The 20,428-nt window shown below is 65.6% G+C and carries 17 protein-coding genes; 13 read left to right on the plus strand and 4 right to left on the minus strand.

Going from position 1 to position 20,428, the window contains the following annotated elements:
* Positions 1–377 precede the first annotated feature (377 nt).
* Positions 378–1,829, minus strand: coding sequence for an MFS transporter (locus BLJ79_RS15670; protein WP_071215665.1), 1,452 nt, complete (start codon positions 1,827–1,829; stop codon positions 378–380).
* Between the two features lie 234 nt (positions 1,830–2,063).
* Between BLJ79_RS15670 and truB the strand changes: the two genes are divergently transcribed.
* From truB to BLJ79_RS15685, 3 genes are read left to right on the plus strand one after another with little or no spacing between them, the layout of a single operon-like run.
* Entirely contained in the window at positions 2,064–2,942 is an 879-nt protein-coding gene (truB, locus tag BLJ79_RS15675) for a tRNA pseudouridine(55) synthase TruB (RefSeq protein ID WP_071215767.1), read from the plus strand.
* Between the two features lie 53 nt (positions 2,943–2,995).
* Positions 2,996–3,370, plus strand: a complete 375-nt coding sequence (locus BLJ79_RS15680; RefSeq protein WP_071215666.1) for a hypothetical protein — start codon at positions 2,996–2,998, stop codon at positions 3,368–3,370.
* Positions 3,367–3,870, plus strand: coding sequence for a hypothetical protein (locus BLJ79_RS15685; protein ID WP_071215667.1), 504 nt, complete (start codon positions 3,367–3,369; stop codon positions 3,868–3,870). The genes BLJ79_RS15680 and BLJ79_RS15685 overlap by 4 nt, the downstream gene beginning before the upstream one ends.
* Before the next feature lie 110 nt (positions 3,871–3,980).
* Here the strand turns inward: BLJ79_RS15685 and BLJ79_RS15690 are convergent, their stop codons facing one another.
* Complete coding sequence (locus BLJ79_RS15690) at positions 3,981–4,592, minus strand: DUF937 domain-containing protein (protein WP_071215668.1); 612 nt, start codon at positions 4,590–4,592, stop codon at positions 3,981–3,983.
* 177 nt (positions 4,593–4,769) lie between these two features.
* Between BLJ79_RS15690 and BLJ79_RS15695 the strand changes: the two genes are divergently transcribed.
* The 7 genes from BLJ79_RS15695 (at position 4,770) to narI (ending at position 13,999) form a co-directional block, all read left to right on the plus strand.
* Positions 4,770–5,717, plus strand: coding sequence for a bifunctional riboflavin kinase/FAD synthetase (locus BLJ79_RS15695; RefSeq protein ID WP_071215669.1), 948 nt, complete (start codon positions 4,770–4,772; stop codon positions 5,715–5,717).
* Positions 5,710–6,525 (plus strand): class I SAM-dependent methyltransferase, encoded by an 816-nt coding sequence (locus BLJ79_RS15700; RefSeq protein WP_083411355.1) that lies wholly within the window; start codon positions 5,710–5,712, stop codon positions 6,523–6,525. The genes BLJ79_RS15695 and BLJ79_RS15700 overlap by 8 nt, the downstream gene beginning before the upstream one ends.
* 97 nt (positions 6,526–6,622) lie before the next feature.
* Positions 6,623–6,832, plus strand: a complete 210-nt coding sequence (locus tag BLJ79_RS15705; RefSeq protein ID WP_071215670.1) for a hypothetical protein — start codon at positions 6,623–6,625, stop codon at positions 6,830–6,832.
* A gap of 432 nt (positions 6,833–7,264) precedes the next feature.
* Positions 7,265–10,969, plus strand: a complete 3,705-nt coding sequence (locus tag BLJ79_RS15710; RefSeq protein ID WP_071215671.1) for a nitrate reductase subunit alpha — start codon at positions 7,265–7,267, stop codon at positions 10,967–10,969.
* Positions 10,969–12,600 carry a nitrate reductase subunit beta gene (narH, locus tag BLJ79_RS15715; RefSeq protein WP_071215672.1) on the plus strand — a complete coding sequence of 544 codons (1,632 nt, stop codon included), beginning with the start codon at positions 10,969–10,971 and terminating at the stop codon, positions 12,598–12,600. The genes BLJ79_RS15710 and narH overlap by 1 nt, the downstream gene beginning before the upstream one ends.
* Positions 12,597–13,253, plus strand: a complete 657-nt coding sequence (gene narJ, locus BLJ79_RS15720) for a nitrate reductase molybdenum cofactor assembly chaperone (RefSeq protein ID WP_071215673.1) — start codon at positions 12,597–12,599, stop codon at positions 13,251–13,253. Before narH ends, narJ begins: the two co-directional genes overlap by 4 nt.
* Positions 13,253–13,999, plus strand: coding sequence for a respiratory nitrate reductase subunit gamma (narI, locus tag BLJ79_RS15725; protein ID WP_071215674.1), 747 nt, complete (start codon positions 13,253–13,255; stop codon positions 13,997–13,999). The genes narJ and narI overlap by 1 nt, the downstream gene beginning before the upstream one ends.
* 49 nt (positions 14,000–14,048) lie before the next feature.
* On the opposite strand, the gene BLJ79_RS15730 is transcribed toward narI, so the two are convergent.
* Entirely contained in the window at positions 14,049–15,209 is a 1,161-nt protein-coding gene (locus BLJ79_RS15730; RefSeq protein ID WP_083411356.1) for a tellurite resistance/C4-dicarboxylate transporter family protein, read from the minus strand.
* Between the two features lie 350 nt (positions 15,210–15,559).
* Here BLJ79_RS15730 and rpsO point away from each other — a divergent pair, with 350 nt between their 5' ends.
* Positions 15,560–15,829: a 30S ribosomal protein S15 gene (gene rpsO / locus BLJ79_RS15735; RefSeq protein ID WP_071215675.1), complete on the plus strand. Its 270-nt coding sequence runs from the start codon at positions 15,560–15,562 to the stop codon at positions 15,827–15,829.
* A gap of 823 nt (positions 15,830–16,652) precedes the next feature.
* Positions 16,653–17,402 carry a YceI family protein gene (locus BLJ79_RS15740; protein WP_071215676.1) on the plus strand — a complete coding sequence of 250 codons (750 nt, stop codon included), beginning with the start codon at positions 16,653–16,655 and terminating at the stop codon, positions 17,400–17,402.
* Positions 17,403–17,454: 52 nt separating this feature from the next.
* On the opposite strand, the gene BLJ79_RS15745 is transcribed toward BLJ79_RS15740, so the two are convergent.
* Positions 17,455–18,444: a GlxA family transcriptional regulator gene (locus BLJ79_RS15745; RefSeq protein ID WP_071215677.1), complete on the minus strand. Its 990-nt coding sequence runs from the start codon at positions 18,442–18,444 to the stop codon at positions 17,455–17,457.
* Positions 18,445–18,801: 357 nt separating this feature from the next.
* On the opposite strand from BLJ79_RS15745, the gene BLJ79_RS15750 reads away from it, so the two are divergent.
* Positions 18,802–20,037, plus strand: coding sequence for an alpha/beta fold hydrolase (locus BLJ79_RS15750; RefSeq protein ID WP_217641923.1), 1,236 nt, complete (start codon positions 18,802–18,804; stop codon positions 20,035–20,037).
* Positions 20,038–20,428 lie beyond the last annotated feature (391 nt).

Here is a 20,428-nt window from a genome sequence, read left to right on the forward strand (position 1 = left end):
CACGTGAACTGTTGAACTGGCTCGTCTCATCACGCGACATGGCCCAAGGCAGCGGCCCGATGGACGCTGCCGGAAATTGGTGGTGCAAGGAATCATCAATGGCAGGCGAGTGACGCCGATGAAGGAATTAACGAGTGGATGCCGTGAAAACGGTGACGAGGGTGTCGGCGCCCCCAGTTGCGCCCTGCCCGATACGAGTGACCCGGCCGTGGCCAGATAGTCAGAAGGTTATGGCGCGAATGCGGGGAAGTCAATGGAAAACGTGTCCCACTCGTTATTGACATGAGCAGGGATGGCGCCGGCATTTGATATCCCAGGGAAGCCTTGGGGCCGGGCCCTGCGTCGAGTCGGGGCCGGGCACGGACCTAACGGCTCCCTCAGGTGGGCTGGAGCCCGCGCTCTTGCCCGTCCCCGTCCAGCCCGTGGGACACGATGCGGTCGTGGCACGCGGCGGTGGCCTCGGGCGGGATGGGCGGTGCACCGACGTGCAGCTTGTTGCTGATGCCCAGTGCCGAGACGACGCCGGAAACCACCATGAGCACCGCGGTCACCAGCACCACCCTGTGGAAGGCGGCGGTGTCCAGCACCGGCCCGGTGACCAACCCCACCACGGCAATCGCGAGCAGCCCGGCCACCCGGGACACCGCGTTGTTGATGGCCGAAGCGATGCCGCTCTGCGCCGGATCGATGGCGCCGAGGATCGCGGCGGTCAGCGGCGCAACGGTGACCGCCAGGCCCAGGCCGAACACCACGACGCCCGGCAGGATCTGCCACCAGTAGTCCAACGGGTCCTCGGCGAAGAGCATCAGCGCGAAGCCCGTTCCTGCCAGCACCGGTCCCACCGACATGAATAGCCTTGGTCCGTATTTGCCCGCCAGCGTCCCGAAGAGCGCCGAAAGCGCCAGGGACATGAGCGTCAGCGGGATCGTTGCCAACCCGGCGGCAAAGGCGGTGAAGCCCGCGGCTTCCTGCAGGAAGACCGGGATGATGAATGTCCCCAGCGAGATGCCGGCATAGAAGGCCGCGGTGGCCAGGTTCCCGATGCCGAAGTTCCGTTCGCGGAACAGGTGCAGCGGCATCATCGGATCCTTGGCCCGCGACTCGCGCCAGATGAAGGCGGCCAGGCACAACAATCCCAGCGTGAATGGCAGGTAGACCATGGGGTGTGCCCAGCCGGGCCCGGCCTGGAAGATCAGGGCAAAGACCGTCCCGGCGAGCCCGAAGGCCACCAGCACGGCACCGGGAAAATCGATCGGCGTCCGGGCTTCGATTCGCGCCGGGTCGTGCAACCGGGCCAACAGCACCAGCGTGGTGGCGATGGGAATGACGTTGATGGCAAAGACCAGCCGCCAGGAGACGGTGTCCACCAGCAGACCGCCGAGCAGCGGACCGGCAACGAACGCCGTGCCGGTCCACCCGGTCCAGGTGCCGATGGCGCCCGCCCGGGGGCCTTTCTCGAAGGTGGAGGTGATCAGGGCCAGGGAACTGGGGACCAGCAACGCCGCCGCGGCGCCCTGCAGCAGGCGGGCGGCGACCAGCACGGCCCCGGTCGGTGCCGCGGCGCACAAGAGCGAGGCGATGCCGAAAAGGATGAGCCCGATGCGCAGGATCCGCACCCGCCCGAAGATGTCCGAAAGGCTTCCGGCGACCATGATCAGGGACCCGAGCGTGAGCAGGTAGCCGTCAAGCACCCACTGCTGGGTGGTGATGCCGCCGCCCAGTTCCCGGGCAATGGCCGGCAGCGCCACGTTGACGATCGAGCCGTCCAGGAAAGCAACGAAAGACGAGAGGATGGCCACCAAGAGCACGATTCTTTCATGCCGACTCATGATGTTCGTCCCCTTTGGCCTTGGCATCCCTTGCCCCGACCGTAGGAGCCGGGCCCCAGGCAAGTCAATGGCTTGTCGGCCGATCGCCGGATGGGGCCGGGCACGCAACAACGGGCCGCCGTTCCCTGAAGGCCGGAAACCCGAGGCCCGCGGAAGAACCGGGGGAAAAAGCCCCCAGCGAACCGGCCTATACTGGAGGGCGTGAAAACTGCCCCGGAGAACCCCACCCAAGTCATCGGCTCAGGCCTGGTCATCGTCGACAAACCGCAGGGTTGGACGAGCCACGACGTGGTCGGGCGCACGCGCCGGCTGGCGGGGACCCGCAAGGTCGGGCACGCGGGCACCTTGGATCCGATGGCCACCGGCGTGCTGGTGCTGGGCATCAACAAGGCCACGCGCCTGCTGACCTACATCGTGGGCGCCAACAAGACCTACACGGCCACCATCCGCCTGGGCGAATCGACGATCACCGACGACGCCGAGGGCGAGATCGTGCAGACCCGGATCGCCGCCGCGCTCACCGAGGAGCAGATCCGCGCCTCCATCGCCAAGCTCACCGGCCCGATCGAGCAGGTGCCCTCATCCGTCAGCGCCATCAAGGTCAACGGGGAGCGTGCCTACGCCCGCGTGCGTGCCGGGGAAGACGTGAAGCTGGCCTCCCGCCCGGTGACCATCCACCGCTTCGAGGTGCACGACATCCGCCGCGAACGAGGCGGCAAGGTCCAGGACATCGACGTGACCGTCGAGTGCTCCTCGGGCACCTACATCCGGGCCCTGGCCCGCGACCTGGGCGAGGACCTGGCCGTGGGCGGGCACCTGACCGCGCTGCGCCGCACCGAGGTCGGGCCCTACACGCTGGACCGTGCCCGCACGCTGGAACAGCTGGCCAAGGACTTCGAGTACCTGCCGCTGGAACTGGCAGCCGACGCGCTGTTCACCCGCCGGGACTTGAGTGAGCACGAACGCTCCGAGCTTTCCTTCGGCCGGCGGATCAGCGCGAACGAGACCGAGGAAATGACGGCGGCCTTCGCCCCCGACGGGACCCTGGTGGCCTTGCTGAAGAACAAGGGCAAGGAAGCCAAGCCCGAACTCGTGTTCGCCACCGCTTCCTAGCCTGGCTGCGTGCCCGTGTGTGAACGAATGACTTTTAAGGGGTAACTTCCGCCGTGATCGTTGACGGATTCTTCATTGCCGGTGCCATCCTGTGCGCCGTGGCCGTGCTGCTGGGCGTGCTGGCCACCATCATCCGCACCTATCCGGACGACTTCGCGTTGGTCGCGGTCGCGCTGCTGGAGGTGTTCCTGGTGGTCTACGGGATCGCCGCGGCGATCCGGCAGGCCGGGGGACAGGCGATCAGCGGGGAGCCCTGGGAGTTCTGGGGCTACCTGCTCACCGCGCTGCTGATCCCGGTGCTGGCCTTCGTGTGGGCGGTGACCGACAAGTCGCGGTGGTCGAACACCGTGCTGGCGGTCTCCGGGGCCATAGTCTTTGTCATGTTGTACAGGATGGAACAGATTTGGGACGGGGCGTTGCCGGCATGAGCGAGCACGGAAAAAACCAGGTGAAGCGTTCGCGCATCGTGGATGCGGCTAACCGCAAGGACAACAACAAGCCGGTGCGCTCAAACGGCGGGCGCAGCTCGGGCCTGGGCCGGATCATCATCGCCGTGTACGGGGTGCTGGCACTTTCGGCCACGGTCCGTGCCGTCTACCAGATCCTGCTGGACTTCGGCGCGGCTCCGCTGGCCTACCTGCTCAGCGCGCTGGCCGGTGCCGTGTACATCGTGGCGACCCTCGCGCTGGCCTCGAAGAAGCCCGGCAGCTGGAGGCTCTCCTGGTACGCAGTGCTCTTCGAGCTGGTTGGCGTGCTGGTGGTGGGCACGCTCAGCTTCGCGCTGCCCGCGCTCTTTGCCCACCCGGCGGTGTGGTCGCACTTCGGTTCGGGCTACGGCTACGTGCCGCTGGTGCTGCCGCTGATCGGCCTGTGGTGGTTGGCCAGACACAAGATGCCGCAGGCCCGGGAGGAAACTGTGGGGGAGTAGCTTCCCAACGCGCAGAAGCACGGATACACCACGAGCCGGGTTTCCCCGCCTTTCGCCAGTGACGAAAAGGCCAGGGAAACCCGGCTCGCTTGGTCTTGCGGGAAGTGGCGTTACTTCTTGCCGAAGAGCCCGCCGAGGATGCCGCCCAGATCCGGGCCGCCGGCACCCTGCCCCGGCTGCTGCTGGCCGGCGCTGTTCCCGCCGCCAAAGAGCCCGCCCAGGATGCCGCCGAGGTCCAGCCCGCCGGGAGCCTGGCCGTTGCCGGCTTCCTGGCCGCCCAGCAGCCCGCCGAGCATGCCGCCCAGCCCGCCCTGCGAGGAGGACAGCTTCTTGGCCAGGAACGCCATGACGAGCGGGGCCAGGATCGGCAGCGCCTTTTGCACCAGCGCGCCAAGGTCCACCCCGCCGCCTGCGGCGCCGCTGAGCTGGGAGGCAAGGGCCGACTGGTTCTCTCCCAGGGCGTGCTGCACGATCTTTTGCCCGTCGGCGGTGTCCACCGCGTCGATGTCGACCCCGCCGTCCAGGAACGTCGCGTCGTGCTGCGCGATGGCCGCGGACAGGGCATCGGCGCCGTCGGGGGAGGCCGCGTTGTTTTGCAGGCCCGCCAGCAGCGAGGGAAGGGCCGTGGCGGCGGTGGCGCGTGCCGTGTCGGCATCGACCCCCAGCTTCGCCCCGAGCTGGTCCAGCGGGATCATGTTGAGCAGTTCGTTCAGGTCGGCCATCGAGAGCTCCTTGCGATTGGGGGACCGGCGGATTCGCGGCCCTGGGCCCCATCCTATGGCGCGCGCCACCTCGATGGGTCGCACGACGGACAAGAATCGGCACTTGGAGTATTTGTCGTCCATAATGGTTATGGCCGTGCTCGAATCGGCCGCCCGGATCACCAGCGAAGGAGCAACGTGCACTATTGGAAAGGCCTCGAAGCCGTACCCCCCGGCATCGGCCCGTCGGTAGTGACCATTGGCAACTTCGACGGGGTCCACCGCGGCCACCGGGAGGTGCTCGCCGCCGTGGTTGCCACGGCCAAGGAGCGCCACGCCAGGGCCGTGGCCATTTCCTTCGACCCGCACCCGGCACAGGTCCACCGCCCCGACGACGCCCCCGAACTGATCATGGGGATCGAGGACCGCATCGAGACGCTCGCCGAGGAGGGCCTCGACGGGTTGCTGATGATCCGCTACACCTTGGACTTCGCGCGGGCCAGTGCCGAGGAATTCGTTGCCAAGGTCATCGTGGGCGCGCTGAACGCCTGCACGGTGGTCGTGGGCCACGACGTGCGCTTCGGCCGCGAGAACTCCGGGGACTTCAACGTGATGGTCGCCCTGGGCAAGCAATACGGTTTTGACGTCATTGGCATCGAGGACGTGGGGGAGCACCGCCGCTGGTCCTCGACCTGGGTGCGCGAGGCGCTGAACCGCGGCGAGGTGGCCACCGCCGCCCAGATCCTGGGCCGCCCGCACCGCATGCGCGGCGAGGTCGTGCACGGGGCAGCACGCGGCCGCGAGCTCGGCTTCCCCACCGCCAACCTCGACCCCGCCGCCTCCGGCATCATCCCGGCCGACGGCGTGTACGCCGGCTGGTTGGTGGACGAGGCACAGGTGCGCTGGCCCGCCGCCATTTCCGTGGGCTCCAACCCGACCTTCGAGGGCGTCAGCCGCCAGGTCGAGGCCCACGTGATTGACCGGCCCGCCGAGGGCGTGGAGGACTTCGACCTCTACGGCCAGCAGATCATCGTGGAGTTCGTCGAGCACCTGCGCCCGATGGTGGCCTACCGCGGCATCGAGGCGCTCATCGAACAGATGCGCGAGGACGTTGCGCGTACCCGGACCGTCTTGCTAGATGCCTGATTCAACCCCGGAAACCGGTGAGCAGGCCCCTCGGCCGGTTCCCGGTTTGCCCGCCCGCGCCTTCACCATGGACGCCAAGCGCCGCCGCGAACTGGCCACGGCGTTCAAGGTCGGCGGCGCCCACTATGACGCCGTGCGTCCCAACTACCCCGACGCCGCACTGGCCTTCATGGTCCCCGTAGCCACCCGCGACGTCGTGGACGTGGGCGCCGGAACCGGGATTTTCACCGCACAGCTCTTGGCCCGCGGGCTGAACGTCACGGCGGTCGAGCCCTCGGCCGACATGCTCGCGGTGCTGCGCGAGCGCCTGCCCGAGGTCATGGCCCAGGAAGGGACCGGGGAAGAGACCGGGCTGGAGGAATCCAGCGCGGATGTCATCACCTACGCCCAGGCCTGGCACTGGGTGGACCCGAACGTTGCCAGCACCGAGGCCGCCCGCGTGCTGAAGCCCGGCGGGAAATTGTCGCTGGTGTGGAACCAGCTCGATGTCTCGGTGCCCTGGGTGCACCGGCTGGCCCGGATCATGCATGCCGGGGATGTGCACCGGCCGGACTTCGTCCCGCCGGTGGGTCCGGAGTTCCACGCCCCCGAGTCCGGTTCCTGGATCTGGGAGCAGTCGCTGAGCGCCGAGCAGGTCATCGAGCTGGCCAAGTCCCGAAGCTATTACCTGCGTGCCGGGGCGGCGACCCGCGCGCGGGTCGAGCACAACCTGTCCTGGTACCTCTACGACCACCTGGGCCACACCCAGGGGGAACCGTTCGGGCTGCCGTACCTGACCCACGCATGGCGGGCGAGGCTGCGCAGCTAGATTCCTGGGGGTTGGCTTGGGCACGTGCCTCGCCGCCTACGCTACGATCGGTGGTATTCCGATCATCGTCGTTGCAAGCTGCTTGTCAGGAGCTGAAATGAGTAAGACGTTCTTGGTCGCCCTTGGGGCAATGGCCCTGGCAGGAGTAGTTCTGATCCTGTCGATTCCCGCATTGTTTGGCCAGCACCAGCCCTACCAGGAACAGCTCACCGGGTGGGCGGGAGGACTCTTCGTCGTGTTCACCGCGATCGTGGTCTCCCTGAGGATTTCTGCACGGCGCAGGCCCCGGCCGGCAGGCAACAAATAAAGCGATGCGCAATCGTTCTTCGAGGACGGCGGTGCCGGAGGCGCTCCCGCTTCCTTGAATCCGGTTCAGCCGCGAGCCGGGGCAGTGTCGCTCGGTGAGCCGAGATCTTGGTGGTATCGACCTGCATGCGTCATGGGCGAGGGTGCGCAGCCCAGACCTCGGCGCGAGTGGGGTCCACTGCGCCATGAAGCCCCGGAGACCCGGGCTGTACCGCCTGCGCAGATTTCCCGGGTGCCGCCGGAGCGTTTCCCGGCCGGAACCGCAGGCGGATGCGCGGGGCAGAAGCCGGGTGTGATGGTGGTCTCAATCCTTCCGTGTTAGCGTGAGGGGAATTCGAGGTTCTGGGCCCGGTCACACCGGTAATTGCCGGTTGGGTTCGGGCATAGGCACCGATCGATTCCGGCGTTCTTGCACCGGGGGAGAAGGACCACCATGGGCACCAGCATGAACTCCGGCCTGACAGACGCCTTGATCAAGACCCGAAGGTTTTTTACCAGCAAGGAGGCGGTGTCCCCCGACGGACGCACCCTGCTCAAGGTCGGCGGGCGCAGCGGGGACGCGTTCTACCGCGACCGCTGGAGCCACGACAAGGTGGTCCGTTCGACCCACGGGGTGAACTGCACCGGCTCCTGCTCGTGGAACGTGTACGTCAAGGACGGCATCATCACCTGGGAAACCCAGGCCGTCGATTACCCCACCACCGGGCCCGACAAGCCGGAATACGAACCGCGCGGCTGTCCGCGCGGAGCTTCCTTCTCCTGGTACACCTACTCGCCGACCCGCACGCGCTATCCGTACATCCGCGGGGTGTTGCTGGAGATGTACCGGGAAGCCAAATCGCGCCTGAAGGATCCGGTGCTGGCCTGGGCGGATGTCACCGAGGACCCGGAGCGCGCGCAGCGGTACAAGCGGGCCCGCGGCAAGGGCGGGCTGGTGCGCGCCAGCTGGGACGAGGCGGTCGAGATCGTCGCCGCCGCGCACGTGCACACCATCCGCAAGTGGGGTCCGGACCGGGTGGCCGGTTTCTCGCCGATCCCGGCCATGTCGATGGTCTCCCACGCTTCCGGGGCCCGGTTCGTGAACCTGATCGGCGGCTCGATGCTGAGCTTCTACGACTGGTACGCCGACATGCCGATCGCCTCCCCGCAGGTTTTCGGCGACCAGACCGATGTCCCCGAATCGGGGGACTGGTGGGATGCCGGATACCTCATGATGTGGGGCTCCAATGTCCCGGTGACCCGGACCCCCGACGCGCACTGGATGACCGAGGCGCGCTACCGGGGGCAAAAAGTCGTCGTGGTGTCTCCCGACTTTGCCGACAGCACCAAGTTTGCCGATGAATGGCTGGCCGCCGAGCCTGGCACCGACGGCGCCCTGGCGATGGCCATGGGGCATGTGATCCTCAAGGAATTCCATGTCGAGCGGCAGACCCCCTACTTCACCGGGTACGTGAAGAAATACACCGACCTGCCGTTCCTGGTCATCCTGGACGAGGCGCAAGACGCGGACGGGGCGCGCACCTTCACGGCCGGAAAGTTCCTCACCGCCGAGGACCTGACCACGGAAATCGCCCATGAAGAGGAAAACGCGGCCTTCAAGGCGGTGCTCGTGGATGCGGCGACCGACTCCCTGGTGGTGCCCCCGGGCACCTTGGGCCACCGCTACGGCGAAACGGGCGTGGGCAAGTGGAACCTGGACCTGGGGGACATCGACCCGAGACTCACGTTGATCGACAAGGCCGATGAAAACGTGAGCGTGGACATGCCGCGCTTCGACGCCGGCCAGGGCAACATCGGAGTCATCCGCCGCGGGGTCCCGGCGCGCCGGGTCGCCGGCCGGCTGGTGACCACCGTCTTTGACTTGCTGCTGGCCCAATACGGGGTGGGACGCCCCGGGCTTCCGGGGCAGTGGCCCACAGGCTACGACGACGCCGACTCCCCGTACACCCCGGCCTGGCAGGAAAAGATCACCGGGGTCCCGGCAGCCGCGGCCGAGCGGATCGGCCGCGAGTTCGCGCAGAACGCGGAGGATTCCAAGGGCAGGTCCATGATCCTGATGGGTGCCGGAACCAACCACTGGTTCCACTCCGACACCATTTACCGCACCTTCCTGACCATGACCACTGTCACCGGATGCCAGGGGGTCAACGGCGGGGGCTGGGCCCACTACGTGGGCCAGGAAAAGGTCCGTCCGCTGACCGGATACACGCAGCTGGCCAACGCCTTGGACTGGATGCGGCCGGCACGGAACATGGTGCAGACCGCTTATTGGTACCTGCACACCGATCAATTCCGCTACGACCAGTTCGGCGCGGACGCGCTCACCGCCCGGACCGGCAAGGGCCAGCTGGCCGGCAAGACGACCGCCGACGTCATAGCCCAGTCCGCACGTCTGGGCTGGATGCCTTCCTATCCCACTTTTGACCGCAACCCGTTGGTCATCGGCGCCCAGGCGCGGGAAAAGGGGCAAACCTCTGCGGACTACGTGGTCGAGGAGCTCAAGGCCGGGCGCCTGGCCTTCGCCGCGGAGGACCCCGACGCCCCGGAGAATTTTCCCCGGGTGCTTTCGCTGTGGCGCTCGAACCTGATCGGTTCCTCGGCCAAGGGCAACGAGTACTTCCTCAACCACCTGCTGGGGGCCTCGCACACGATCACGGCGAAGGAAACAGCCGAGCGTTTCCGGCCCAAGGACGTGAAGTGGCGTGAGAAGGCACCGATCGGCAAGCTCGACCTGCTGACCACGCTGGATTTCCGGATGACCAGTTCGACCCTGCACTCGGACATCGTGTTGCCTGCGGCGACCTGGTACGAGAAGTACGACCTGTCCACCACGGACATGCACCCGTTCGTGAACTCCTTCAACCCCGCGATCTCCCCGCCCTGGCTCGCGCGCACGGACTGGGATGCCTGGCAGGAGATTTCCCGGGTCTTCAGCAAGCTGGCCGAACGCCACCTGGGCACGCAGACCGACGTGGTCGCCGCACCGCTGACCCACGACACCCCCGACGCGATGGCGGCTCCTCACGGGAAGGTGCGGGACTGGAAATATGGCGAATGCGAGCCCGTGCCGGGCGTCACCATGCCCAAGATCATCGAGGTCGAGCGGGACTACACCGCAATCGGCGAGAAGATGCGATCGATCGGGCCCCTGCTGGACACCCTGGGCGCCACCACGAAGGGCATCACCTTTGAGCTGGGACCGGAGATCGAGGAGTTGAAGAAGAAGAACGGGGTCGTGCGCGGAGGCGTGGCCCACGGGCGCCCGGACATCCTCAAGGACTTCCAGGCCTGCGAGATGATCCTGATGCTCTCGGGCACCACCAACGGGCGCCTGGCGACCGAGGGCTTCAAGACGCTGGAGAAGCGCACCGGCACCAGACTGCACGACCTGGCCTCGGAACACGAGGGCAAGCGCATCACCTTTGCCGACACCCAACGCGGACCGGTGCCGGTGATCACCTCGCCGGAATGGTCGGGCTCCGAAGCCGGGGGACGGCGGTACTCCCCGTTCACCATCAACGTCGAGCGGCTCAAGCCCTGGCACACCCTCACCGGGCGGATGCACTTCTATCTGGACCACGACTGGATGACCGAGCTGGGCGAGTCGCTGCCCACCTTCCGCCCTCCCTTGGACATGACCGCACTGTTCGACGAACCGGAGATCGGCTCCACGTCGTCGGCGGGCGTCACCGTGCGCTACCTGACCCCGCACAACAAATGGTCCATCCACTCCGAGTACCAGGACAACCTGCTGATGCTCTCGCTGTTCCGGGGCGGGCCGGGGATCTGGATGAGCCCGATCGACGCGGAAAAGATCGGGGTGCAGGACAACGAATGGATCGAGGCGGTCAACCGCAACGGCACCGTCACCGCCCGGGCCATCGTCTCGCACCGGATGCCCGAGGGAACCGTCTACATGTACCACTCCCAGGACCGGCTGATCGACATGCCGCTGTCGGAGACCAGCGGCCAGCGCGGCGGCAACCACAACTCGCTGACCCGGCTGATGATCAAGCCCACGCACATGATCGGCGGCTACGCCCAACAAACCTACGCCTTCAACTACATGGGGCCCACGGGAAACCAACGCGACGAGGTCACCGTGATCCGCCGCCGCAACCAGAAGGTGGAGTACTGATGCGTGTCATGTCGCAGATGGCCATGGTGATGAACCTGGACAAGTGCATCGGCTGCCACACCTGTTCGGTCACCTGCAAGCAGGTCTGGACCAACAGGTCCGGAGCCGAGCACGTTTGGTTCAACAACGTCGAAACCCGTCCCGGCCAGGGATACCCGCGCACCTACGAGGACCAGGAGAAGTGGAAGGGCGGTTGGACGCTGACCAAGCGCGGCCGGCTCAAGCTCAAGGCCGGGGGACGGCTGAAGAACCTCATGACCATCTTCGCGGCCCCCAACATGCCGGGCATCAAGGACTACTACGAGCCGTGGACCTACGACTACGACAACCTGACCACCGCCCCGGCGCAGAAGCACATGCCGGTGGCGCGGCCCAAGTCGCTGCTGACAGGGCAGGACACCAAGATCACCTGGTCCTCGAACTGGGACGACGACCTGGCCGGGTCGACGCAGAACACGCACAACGACCCGATCCTGAAGCAGGTCGGAGACAAGATCAAGTTCGAATACGAACAGACCTTCATGTTCTACCTGCCGCGCATCTGCGAGCACTGCCTGAACCCCTCCTGCGTTGCCTCCTGCCCCACCGGGGCCATCTACAAGCGCGAGGAAGACGGGATCGTGCTGGTGGACCAGGACCGCTGCCGCGGCTGGCGCCAGTGCGTGGGCGGCTGCCCGTACAAGAAGATGTATTTCAACCACAAGACCGGCAAGGTCGAGAAATGCACCTTCTGCTACCCGCGCATCGAGATCGGCCAGCCCACCATCTGCTCGGAGACCTGCGTGGGGCGCCTGCGCTACCTCGGGCTGATGCTCTACGACGCCGACAAGGTGCTGGAGGCGGCATCCACCACGGATGAACACGGTCTCTACGAGGCCCAGCGCGACGTGTTCCTGGATCCCCGGGATCCCGAGGTCATTCGTGAAGCGAAACTGGCCGGAATTCCGGACGATTGGGTGGAAGCGGCCCAGCGCTCGCCGATCTGGGCCTTGATCAACGAATTCAAGGTTGCCCTGCCGCTGCACCCCGAGTACCGAACGATGCCGATGGTCTGGTACATCCCCCCGCTGTCCCCGGTCGTGGATGCGGTCGGAGAGACCGGGGAAGACCCGGAGCGCAAGGACAACCTGTTTGCGGCCATCGACAAGCTGCGGATCCCGATCGAGTACCTGGCCGGGCTCTTCACCGCGGGGGACACGGTGCCGGTGGACCGGGTCCTGCACAAGCTTGCGGCCATGCGTTCCTACATGCGCGACATCAACATGGGATGGGAACCCGACGAGTCCATCGCCGAATCGGTGGGGATGACCGGGCAGCAGGTCCGGGACATGTATCGGTTGCTGGCCATCGCCAAGTACGAGGAACGCTACGTGATCCCGGCGGCCCACTACGAGGACGCCCACAAGCTGGAGAACATCGCCACGGAGTGCTCGCTGGATGTCGAGGGAGGTCCGGGCATGGGCGGCATGGGTGGCATGGATGATTCCTTTGGTTCCGACCCGGGCGGCGGGGGACCGGATGTCCCGGGCCGACCCGAAGGTGTGCGCATCAACCTGCTGAACTGGAACGGCCAGGGCACGCCCACCGGGCTGTTCCCCGGCACGCCGCCTGACCCGGGAGCCACCCCGTGACGCCCAAGGTGCCGGCCCTGAAGTACACCTCGGAGGAAATCACCGCGGCCTGGCAGTGCGCCTCCATCCTGCTGGATTATCCCGACGAGCTGATGCTCTTGCGCCTGGACCTGCTCGACGAGGTCGCCGCTTCCCTGCCGGCCAAGATCGGGGCGGGCCTGCTCGAGACGATCCGATACCTGCGCCGGCCAGGGGTGGCGGACACCCAGAGCCAATACGTCGACACCTTCGACACCCGTCGGCGCGGATGCCTGTTCCTGACCTACTTCTCCAACGGCGAGACCAGGAAGCGGGGGTTGGCGCTGCTGCGCATCAAGCAGGTCTACGCCCGGGCCGGCCTGGAACCGGCCCCGGAGCAGCTGCCGGACCACCTGTGCGTGGTCCTGGAATTCGGCGCGCTCACCGATGCCAAGGCGGGCCTGAAGATCATCCTGGACAACCGGGCCGGCTTGGAACTGCTACGCCTTCACCTGCGCGAGACCGACTCGCCATGGTCTGGGGCGGTCGAATCGGTCTGTTCCACCCTCCCGGGGCTCAAGGGCACGGACCACGAGATCGTGGCACGGCTCATTGCCGAGGGGCCCGCGGACGAACAGGTCGGACTGGACACCTATGGAATGCCGGATTTGGCACCGATTCAAGGAGGCGTGTGATGGATAACGGATGGCAAGTGTTCCTGTGGCTGATTTTCCCCTACATCTGCCTGACGGTCTTTGTCCTGGGGCACATCTGGCGATACCGCTATGACAAGTTCGGGTGGACCTCGCGCTCGAGCCAGATGTACGAGAGCAGCATCCTGCGCTGGGCCAACCCGATGTTCCACTTCGGCATCCTGGCAGTATTCCTTGGCCACGTCATGGGCCTGGGCATCCCCAAGAGCTGGACGGATGCAATGGGCATTTCGGACGGGGCATACCACTTCATGGCCGTCTCGGTGGGCGCCGTTGCCGGGGTCTTCACGATTGTGGGATTCCTTGGACTGCTCTACCGGCGCCGCTTCACCAAGGCGGTGATGGGGGCAACCACCGTGATGGACAAGGTCATGTACCTCGTGCTCGGAATCGTGATCCTGGGCGGACTGGTCAACACCGTCTCCGGGGTGGCGGGGGAGTACAACTACCGGGAAGGGGTGTCGGTCTGGTTCCGCAGCATCTTCTACTTCAACCCGCAGCCGGAATTGATGGTCGGTGCACCGCTGAGCTTCCAGTTCCACGCGGTTGCCGCCATTGCGCTGTTCGCGCTGTGGCCCTTCACCCGCCTGGTGCACGTGTTCACCGCACCGGTGGGTTATCTCTTCCGCCCCTATATCGTGTATCGCAGCCGCGACGCGCACGAGGGCTCGCGGGCGCACCGGCGCGGGTGGGACAAGGTCGATACGATCCCGCGCCGCCCCAAGTAAGCAGCGCGAGGAAGGGGACTTGCCGTGCCACGGAACCGGGCCGGTGAGGTCAGGACACTGCGGGGCCCGGCCGCGTGCCACGGAGGCCCCGGCGGCGGCGCAGCCAGGAGAATGCCGCATGGGCCATGGCGAGGGAGGACGCCAGCCAGGCGAGCAGCGCCACCCAAATGATGATCCGGCCCAGGCCCACCATGAAGTCGAGCCCCTCGACGGTGCCAAAGAGCATGCTGGCGCTGGCATACATGCCCAGCGGGAAGACGATGCTCCACAGGCTGATTTCATAGCGCAACGGCCGGTGCCGCAGCACGTGCCGCCAGATCCCGAAGAGCAGCAGCAACGGGATCCACCACAGGCCCAGGGCCCACAGGATGAAGCTGATTCCGGCAACGGCCGGTCCCGCGGTTTCCAGGATGGGCATCTGCGCGGGCAGCAGCAGGATCCGGGAACCGGCCAGCACCGAGATGGCGGTGGCACCCATGTAGATCCAGTAGGTGGGGCTCAGGGATGCCGGGTCCACGGGGTGGGTGAGCAGACGTATCGTGACAAGGGTGGCCACAATCAGGTAGAGCATCACGCCGACTCCCCACAGCCCCACGGCGGCAGCGGCCAGCAGCTCCGATCCGCCCAAGCGGGCCACCATGGCTGCGGCCACGGCAACGGATTGGGTTCCCACCACCCACAGGAACCAGCTGCCGTTGATTTCCGCGATGATGGGGTTCTTGCGCTCCGCGACCAGCAACTCCGTTGGCAGCGTGTAGTTGAGCACCACCCACACGACGGCACCCACCACGGCCATGGCCAAGGCCGTGGTGATCCAGCCGTACATCTCAAATCGCGCGCCAAGCACGTTGGCGGCGGCCACGATGGTGAAGAATCCGAAGGCGCGGCCGGGGCTTCGGACATCGCGCACCACCCTGCCGAACGTGCCGATCAATCGCAACAAGGTCGCCGCGGCGAGCACGATCCCGGCGAGCACCGCAATGATGAAAAGTACCAATGCCGGCACGGGCGCGCCGTAGAGGTCCAAGCCTGTCGAGACTATTCCGGTGGCCATCACGAAGGAAAAGGAGGCCGGCGGCAGGTTGGCGATCAGGCCGCCCGATGGGTTTTCAACACCGGGGAGAGGTGCATTGGCGGGATTGAGCTGTCCTTCGCTGAACTCGTCGGAGGCCAGCATGGCTAGCGGCCCGGGCCAATGGAGGGCAGGCATGCGGCATTTTTCCGCTCAGGAACCATGTTCCAGCTCTTGGGCTCGGCTGCAACCCGGTCACCGGCTTGTGTACCTCGTGGCCTTGATTCCATGCCTTCACCCTAGGCATCCAAGAGGCCAGTGGCCAGAGAAGCCGGGCAACTCGACAGGAAACGACCGTATCAGCGCAAGCATTTTCTTGGCGTGAACCGGTACCTGCGGGCCGCAGTGCATGTGCCTTGCGTCTCGAGGCGTGCCGCCAGGGGCCAAGTTCTTGGTAGACTTTTCTGCGGTGCCCGCTGCAGTCCGCGGTTGCGAGTGCACCTGCCGGTGACGGTGTTTTGAAACGCGGTACAACTCTAGGAGTTATTGTGGCATTAGACGCCGCTGTCAAGCAGGAAATCATGAAGGCCTACGCCACCAGCGAAGGCGATACCGGTTCGCCGGAGGTCCAGATTGCCGTGATGTCACGTCGCATCCTGGATCTGACGGAGCACCTGAAGATGCACAAGCATGACCACCACACCCGCCGCGGCCTGATGGCCCTGGTTGGTCGTCGTCGTCGCATGCTTGCGTACCTCAAGGGCACCGACATCGAGCGCTACCGTTCGCTGATCGAGCGCCTCGGCCTGCGTCGCTAATTTTTAGCACTAGGTTTGATTGAGATTCCCCGGTTCCCGTCACAGGGCGCCGGGGAATTTTTTTATGCTTTCGCAGAGGACGGTATTTGCGCGGGCTTGTCTGTTCCTCGAAACCATAGCGTGGAGTCGATCCTGTGAGCACAGATACCTTGCGAGCTGTCCGCTGGAACATATCATTGCCGGAATCCGAGTAGCTGAGCACCATGGATTCGTTTGGAACGGCTTACAAGCGCACCATCGTTGCGCATCGAAGAAGGGGCTGCTGGCCAGGCGGTCAAACCGGGCGGAGCCGTTAGGGAAGGCGCGTGCCATCCGTCGACATGTAATTGAGCTGATTACATATGTCTTTGCATTCAATAAGAAATGTTCATAGTGGGAAGTGTAGACGGAGAGTCACCAATTGGCTGCTGGAATATGCCCGGTGAGATCGCCCGGGTCGGGTAACGGGTATGAATTCCTCTGTGTGTTCGTTAATTTGCCAAGGCCGGGGGACCGCACAGAGCCTTTGCATCAGCCAGAACAACGTACAGATCGCTGCCGTCATTGGACTGTCCCATCGCAGTTAGAGTGAACCGGTATACGCCGCTGAGGTCGCGAGTGAACGAGTACTCTCGCCAAGCGGAATGGCACGCCATGCGGGACTTTCCTGAGCTTTCCACCGATCATCCCTCCAGATACCAAGCTTCCCTTTTTGTGGCCTGTGCGTCTTTGGTGAACTTTGCGGGATTACCGCACTATTCGCTTTGCAGCGCCCCAGATGATGAAACAATTCAATGATCAACCAAAGTTCGCCGGAAGATGACGCGATCGATCAGGAGACTCCATGGCCGACCAGCCCGCATCGCCCCATCCCAAGAACAACGCCCGGAAGAAAAGACCGAGGTGGATCATCGCCATTGCGGTCGCGGTGATCATCGCTGGTGTATTCATTGGCAGCCGCATCTACGCCGCCAACGTCTCCGCCCAGGCCGATGCCGTTCCGACTTTGTCTGCGATGCCAAGCAGCGCGGCGTCCAATGGTGCGGGGGACGCGAGCGCGGCATCAACATCTGCCGACCGTGACGGGACTTGGACCGTAGGTTCCGGATCCTTCGCCGGGTACAGGCTCAACGAGGTACTCAACGGTGCAGACGTGACCGTCACGGGACGCACCGAAGACGTCGGCGGCTCATTGACCGTCGAAGACGATCGGCTCACGGCCGCGGATCTCGTCCTCAAGGTGGAAACCATCACCACGGACTCAGGCCGGCGCGATCAGTACTTCCGCACCTCGGCGATCGATACGTCGCGATTCCCCGAGGCGAGATTCACGCTGACCGAGCCCGTCGACGTGTCCGCAACGCTCGAGGGGGAGACCCGGACAATCCCCATCACCGGTGATTTGACGCTCAACGGCCAGACCGTGTCCGTCGAGGCCAACGTACAGAGTGCTTTCAGCGACGGAGCTGCGAAACTGGTTGGCCAGATACCCACGACCTGGGCGGAATTCGGCGTCGAAGCGCCGAACTTGGGCTTTGTTGCCGTGGAGGATTCCGGATTCATCGAGTTCTCGCTGGAAGTCACCCAGGGCTAGGAATCGCATCGTGCCGGAAGGGAACCGGCCACGATGGCCTTGGCAAGGATGGTCATCGAGGCTTCGCCAGGATTTCCCTTTCCGGCGATTGAGACGTCATCCCTGGCCGTTTCCGATCCGCGAATACGCGGCGGTAACTGGAAGGTGTGGTGTTGAATTCACGGGTGAAATGCAGCCTGAAGTTGGCCGAGGTTCCCAAGCCGGTCCGGGCGGCAATTGCCCCCACGGTCAGGTTGGTTGTTTCGAGCAGGCGGCATGCCTCCGTAAGCCGCTGGCTTGTCAGCCAGCGCATGGGTGTCAGGCCGGCCACTGCCAGGAATTTTCGCGCAAAACTGCTCGACCCCCAGCCTGCGTGGGTTGCCATGTCGTGAACGCTCAACGGCTCGGCCAGGTGGTGAAGGGCCCAGCCGCACGTTTCGGCGAAATGGGTCAAGGGCGGGGCGACCGGGCGTTCGATGAACTGTGCCTGCCCTCCCTCGCGATGGGGTGCAACGACCATCCGCCGGGCGATGCGGTTGGCTGCCTCGGTGCCGTGGTCCGTCCTGACCAGGTGCAGGCACAGGTCGATTCCGGCCGCGACGCCGGCGCTGGTGCTGACACCGCCCTCGTCGATGTACAGCACGCCGGCGTCGACGCAAACTTCCGGATGGAGGGTTTGCAGGTGTTCCGCGTTCCTCCAATGAGTGGTGGCGCGCTTTCCGTCCAGCAGCCCGGCGGCCGCCAGCGCAAACGCCCCCGTGCAGACGGATACCAATCGGGTTCCCTTCGCCGCGGCGCCGCGAAGGGCGCTGGAGACCTCGGGAGGCGGGTCGGTGAGCGGGCTGAATCCTGGCACCACGATGGTGTCGGCTGACAGAAGGGCTTCGAGACCTTCGGCCGCGTGGATGGCGTAGCCCGTCGTGGTCTTGACCAATCCGGGTTCTGGGGCGCACACCGCGAACGAGTACAGCTGGCGCTCATCCTCGTGGCCGAATACCTGCGCCGGGATGGCCAGGTCAAAAGCGACGACATCCGGCAGGGCCAGTGCAACGACACGGTGCATATGGCCACTGTACGCCGGGCCGTCGAGACGGGAGCCTTGATAGCTGCAGGATCCTTTTCATACTGGTCATTTTTGCCGCTCCCGCCAGCTGCCCAGGCTGGGGAGACTTGAATCATGATCAACCTAGGAACTTCAGCCACTTCCGCACAGTCGGATTTACCGCCTGCAAAACCACGCCTGCCCTTGGCCGCCCGGAACTCGACACGAGGGGGCAACGGCCGCAGCAGCACTCCCTTTTCCCCCGAACAACCGGTAGGCGGACACCAGCCGACTGCCATCCCCGAGAGCCGCCGATCCGAGGACGAAGACCGTCTTCCGCGTACTGGCCCAATGCGCAGGGGACCTATCGCTTGGATCGTGGCCGGATCCTTGATCGCAGGCGTCCTCGCCGCCGTGCTGCTGGCCACCGCCTCGATCATTCCGGCCACCGAAAGCAGCATGGTCGGCGCAGTGCTGTCGGGGCTTGCCCTGGGCTGGGCGATGTTGGCTGTGCTTTCGTTAAAATTCACGGACCAGCCGCAGAAGTGGGCGGTGGTCCCGGCTTCGATCATGGGCCTGGGCGGTCTGCTTTTGCTGGTGTTCGGATCCCCGATGCGCGAAGCGCTTGCCTGGGCATGGCCACCGGCCGTGCTGTCCGCGGCGGTGTGGATTTTCCTCCAAGCCCGTCGGCAGCTACGCAGCCGAATCGGGCGTATGATGCTCTACCCGGTGATCGCACTGCTGGCCCTGGCCTCGTTGGGCAGTGGCTATGAAACGGTGCGCGCAGTGGTTGATGCAGGGGCTTCGCCGGTCCAGGGACAGTTGGTCGACGTGGGCGGACACCACTTGTACTTGAACTGCACCGGCTCGGGCAGTCCAACCGTCGTGCTTGAACCGGGCGCCGGCCTCATGTCATCGGATCTCGCATTGGTCGCACCGCATGTAGCCGCTGCGACGCGGGTGTGCGTCTACGACCGGGCCGGGAAGGGCTGGAGCGAACCGGCGGCCACCCCGCAGGATGGTGCGCAGGTCGCGACCGACCTCCACACCCTGCTGCAGCGGGGGAACGTTCCGGGACCGTACGTGCTGGCCGGGCATTCGTTCGGCGGCCTGTATGCACTGACTTTCGCGGCCCGCTACCCGCACGACACGGCGGGACTGGTGCTGGTGGACTCGACCGCACCGGCCTCGAAACAGGAATCGGTGCAGGCTACCCGCCCCGGCTCCGAGACCACCATGAACCGTCTCTCCGCGCTGGTGGCGGGCGCTTCCAGACTCGGCCTCGGCCGATTGTCCGACGGGGCGACCGCGAGCCAGGCACGAAGCACGATCGACGAATACATCCGCGCGGGATCCTCGGCGCAGCAGGCCGCAGCCCTGACGGACTTCGCCGACAAGCCGCTGGTCGTGCTGACGGCAGGCACAGGCAGTGCGACCACTTGGGCCGCTTCGCAGGAAGCCCTTGCCTCGCTGTCGACCAACAGCCGGCACCGTGTCATCGACGGGGCCACCCATACGTCGCTGCTCTCGGACCGGGAGGACGCGGCCACGACCGCCCGCGGGATCCTCGACGTCGTCTCCGCAGTGCGGACCGCAAGCCGCTTGATCCCGTAGGACGAAGGAGCCCAGCGGCTCGCCGAAGGGTCGCGGGCGTGGTCCCGGGATTTCTCCCAAACCGGCAATCCGTGGTAGCTCTCGGCTTTTAACCGTGACGATAGACATATCGACACATGGCTCCGCACCAAGCACGACAACGAAAACTGACGGACCGCCGGCGGTACCGTTGACATCGGAATGCCCGATCTGGCGGGAGACAGCAACTGGCGGCCACCCCAACGATGGGGCGGCCGCCAGAATCGGTGAGCTGTTGGAATCAGTGTTCGGTGTGTGTCGGCGGCCTTTTCCGCAACGTTCTCGGCGCGCAGGGCCTCGACCTCGTCAAGCTCGAGTGTCTTCTCCTGGTGCATGACTCCGGCCGGGAACTTCTCCATCGCCTTGGCCGTGT

Origin of the sequence: Arthrobacter sp. UCD-GKA, from assembly GCF_001863355.1 — a bacterium.
In the GTDB taxonomy this organism is placed as follows: domain Bacteria; phylum Actinomycetota; class Actinomycetes; order Actinomycetales; family Micrococcaceae; genus Paeniglutamicibacter.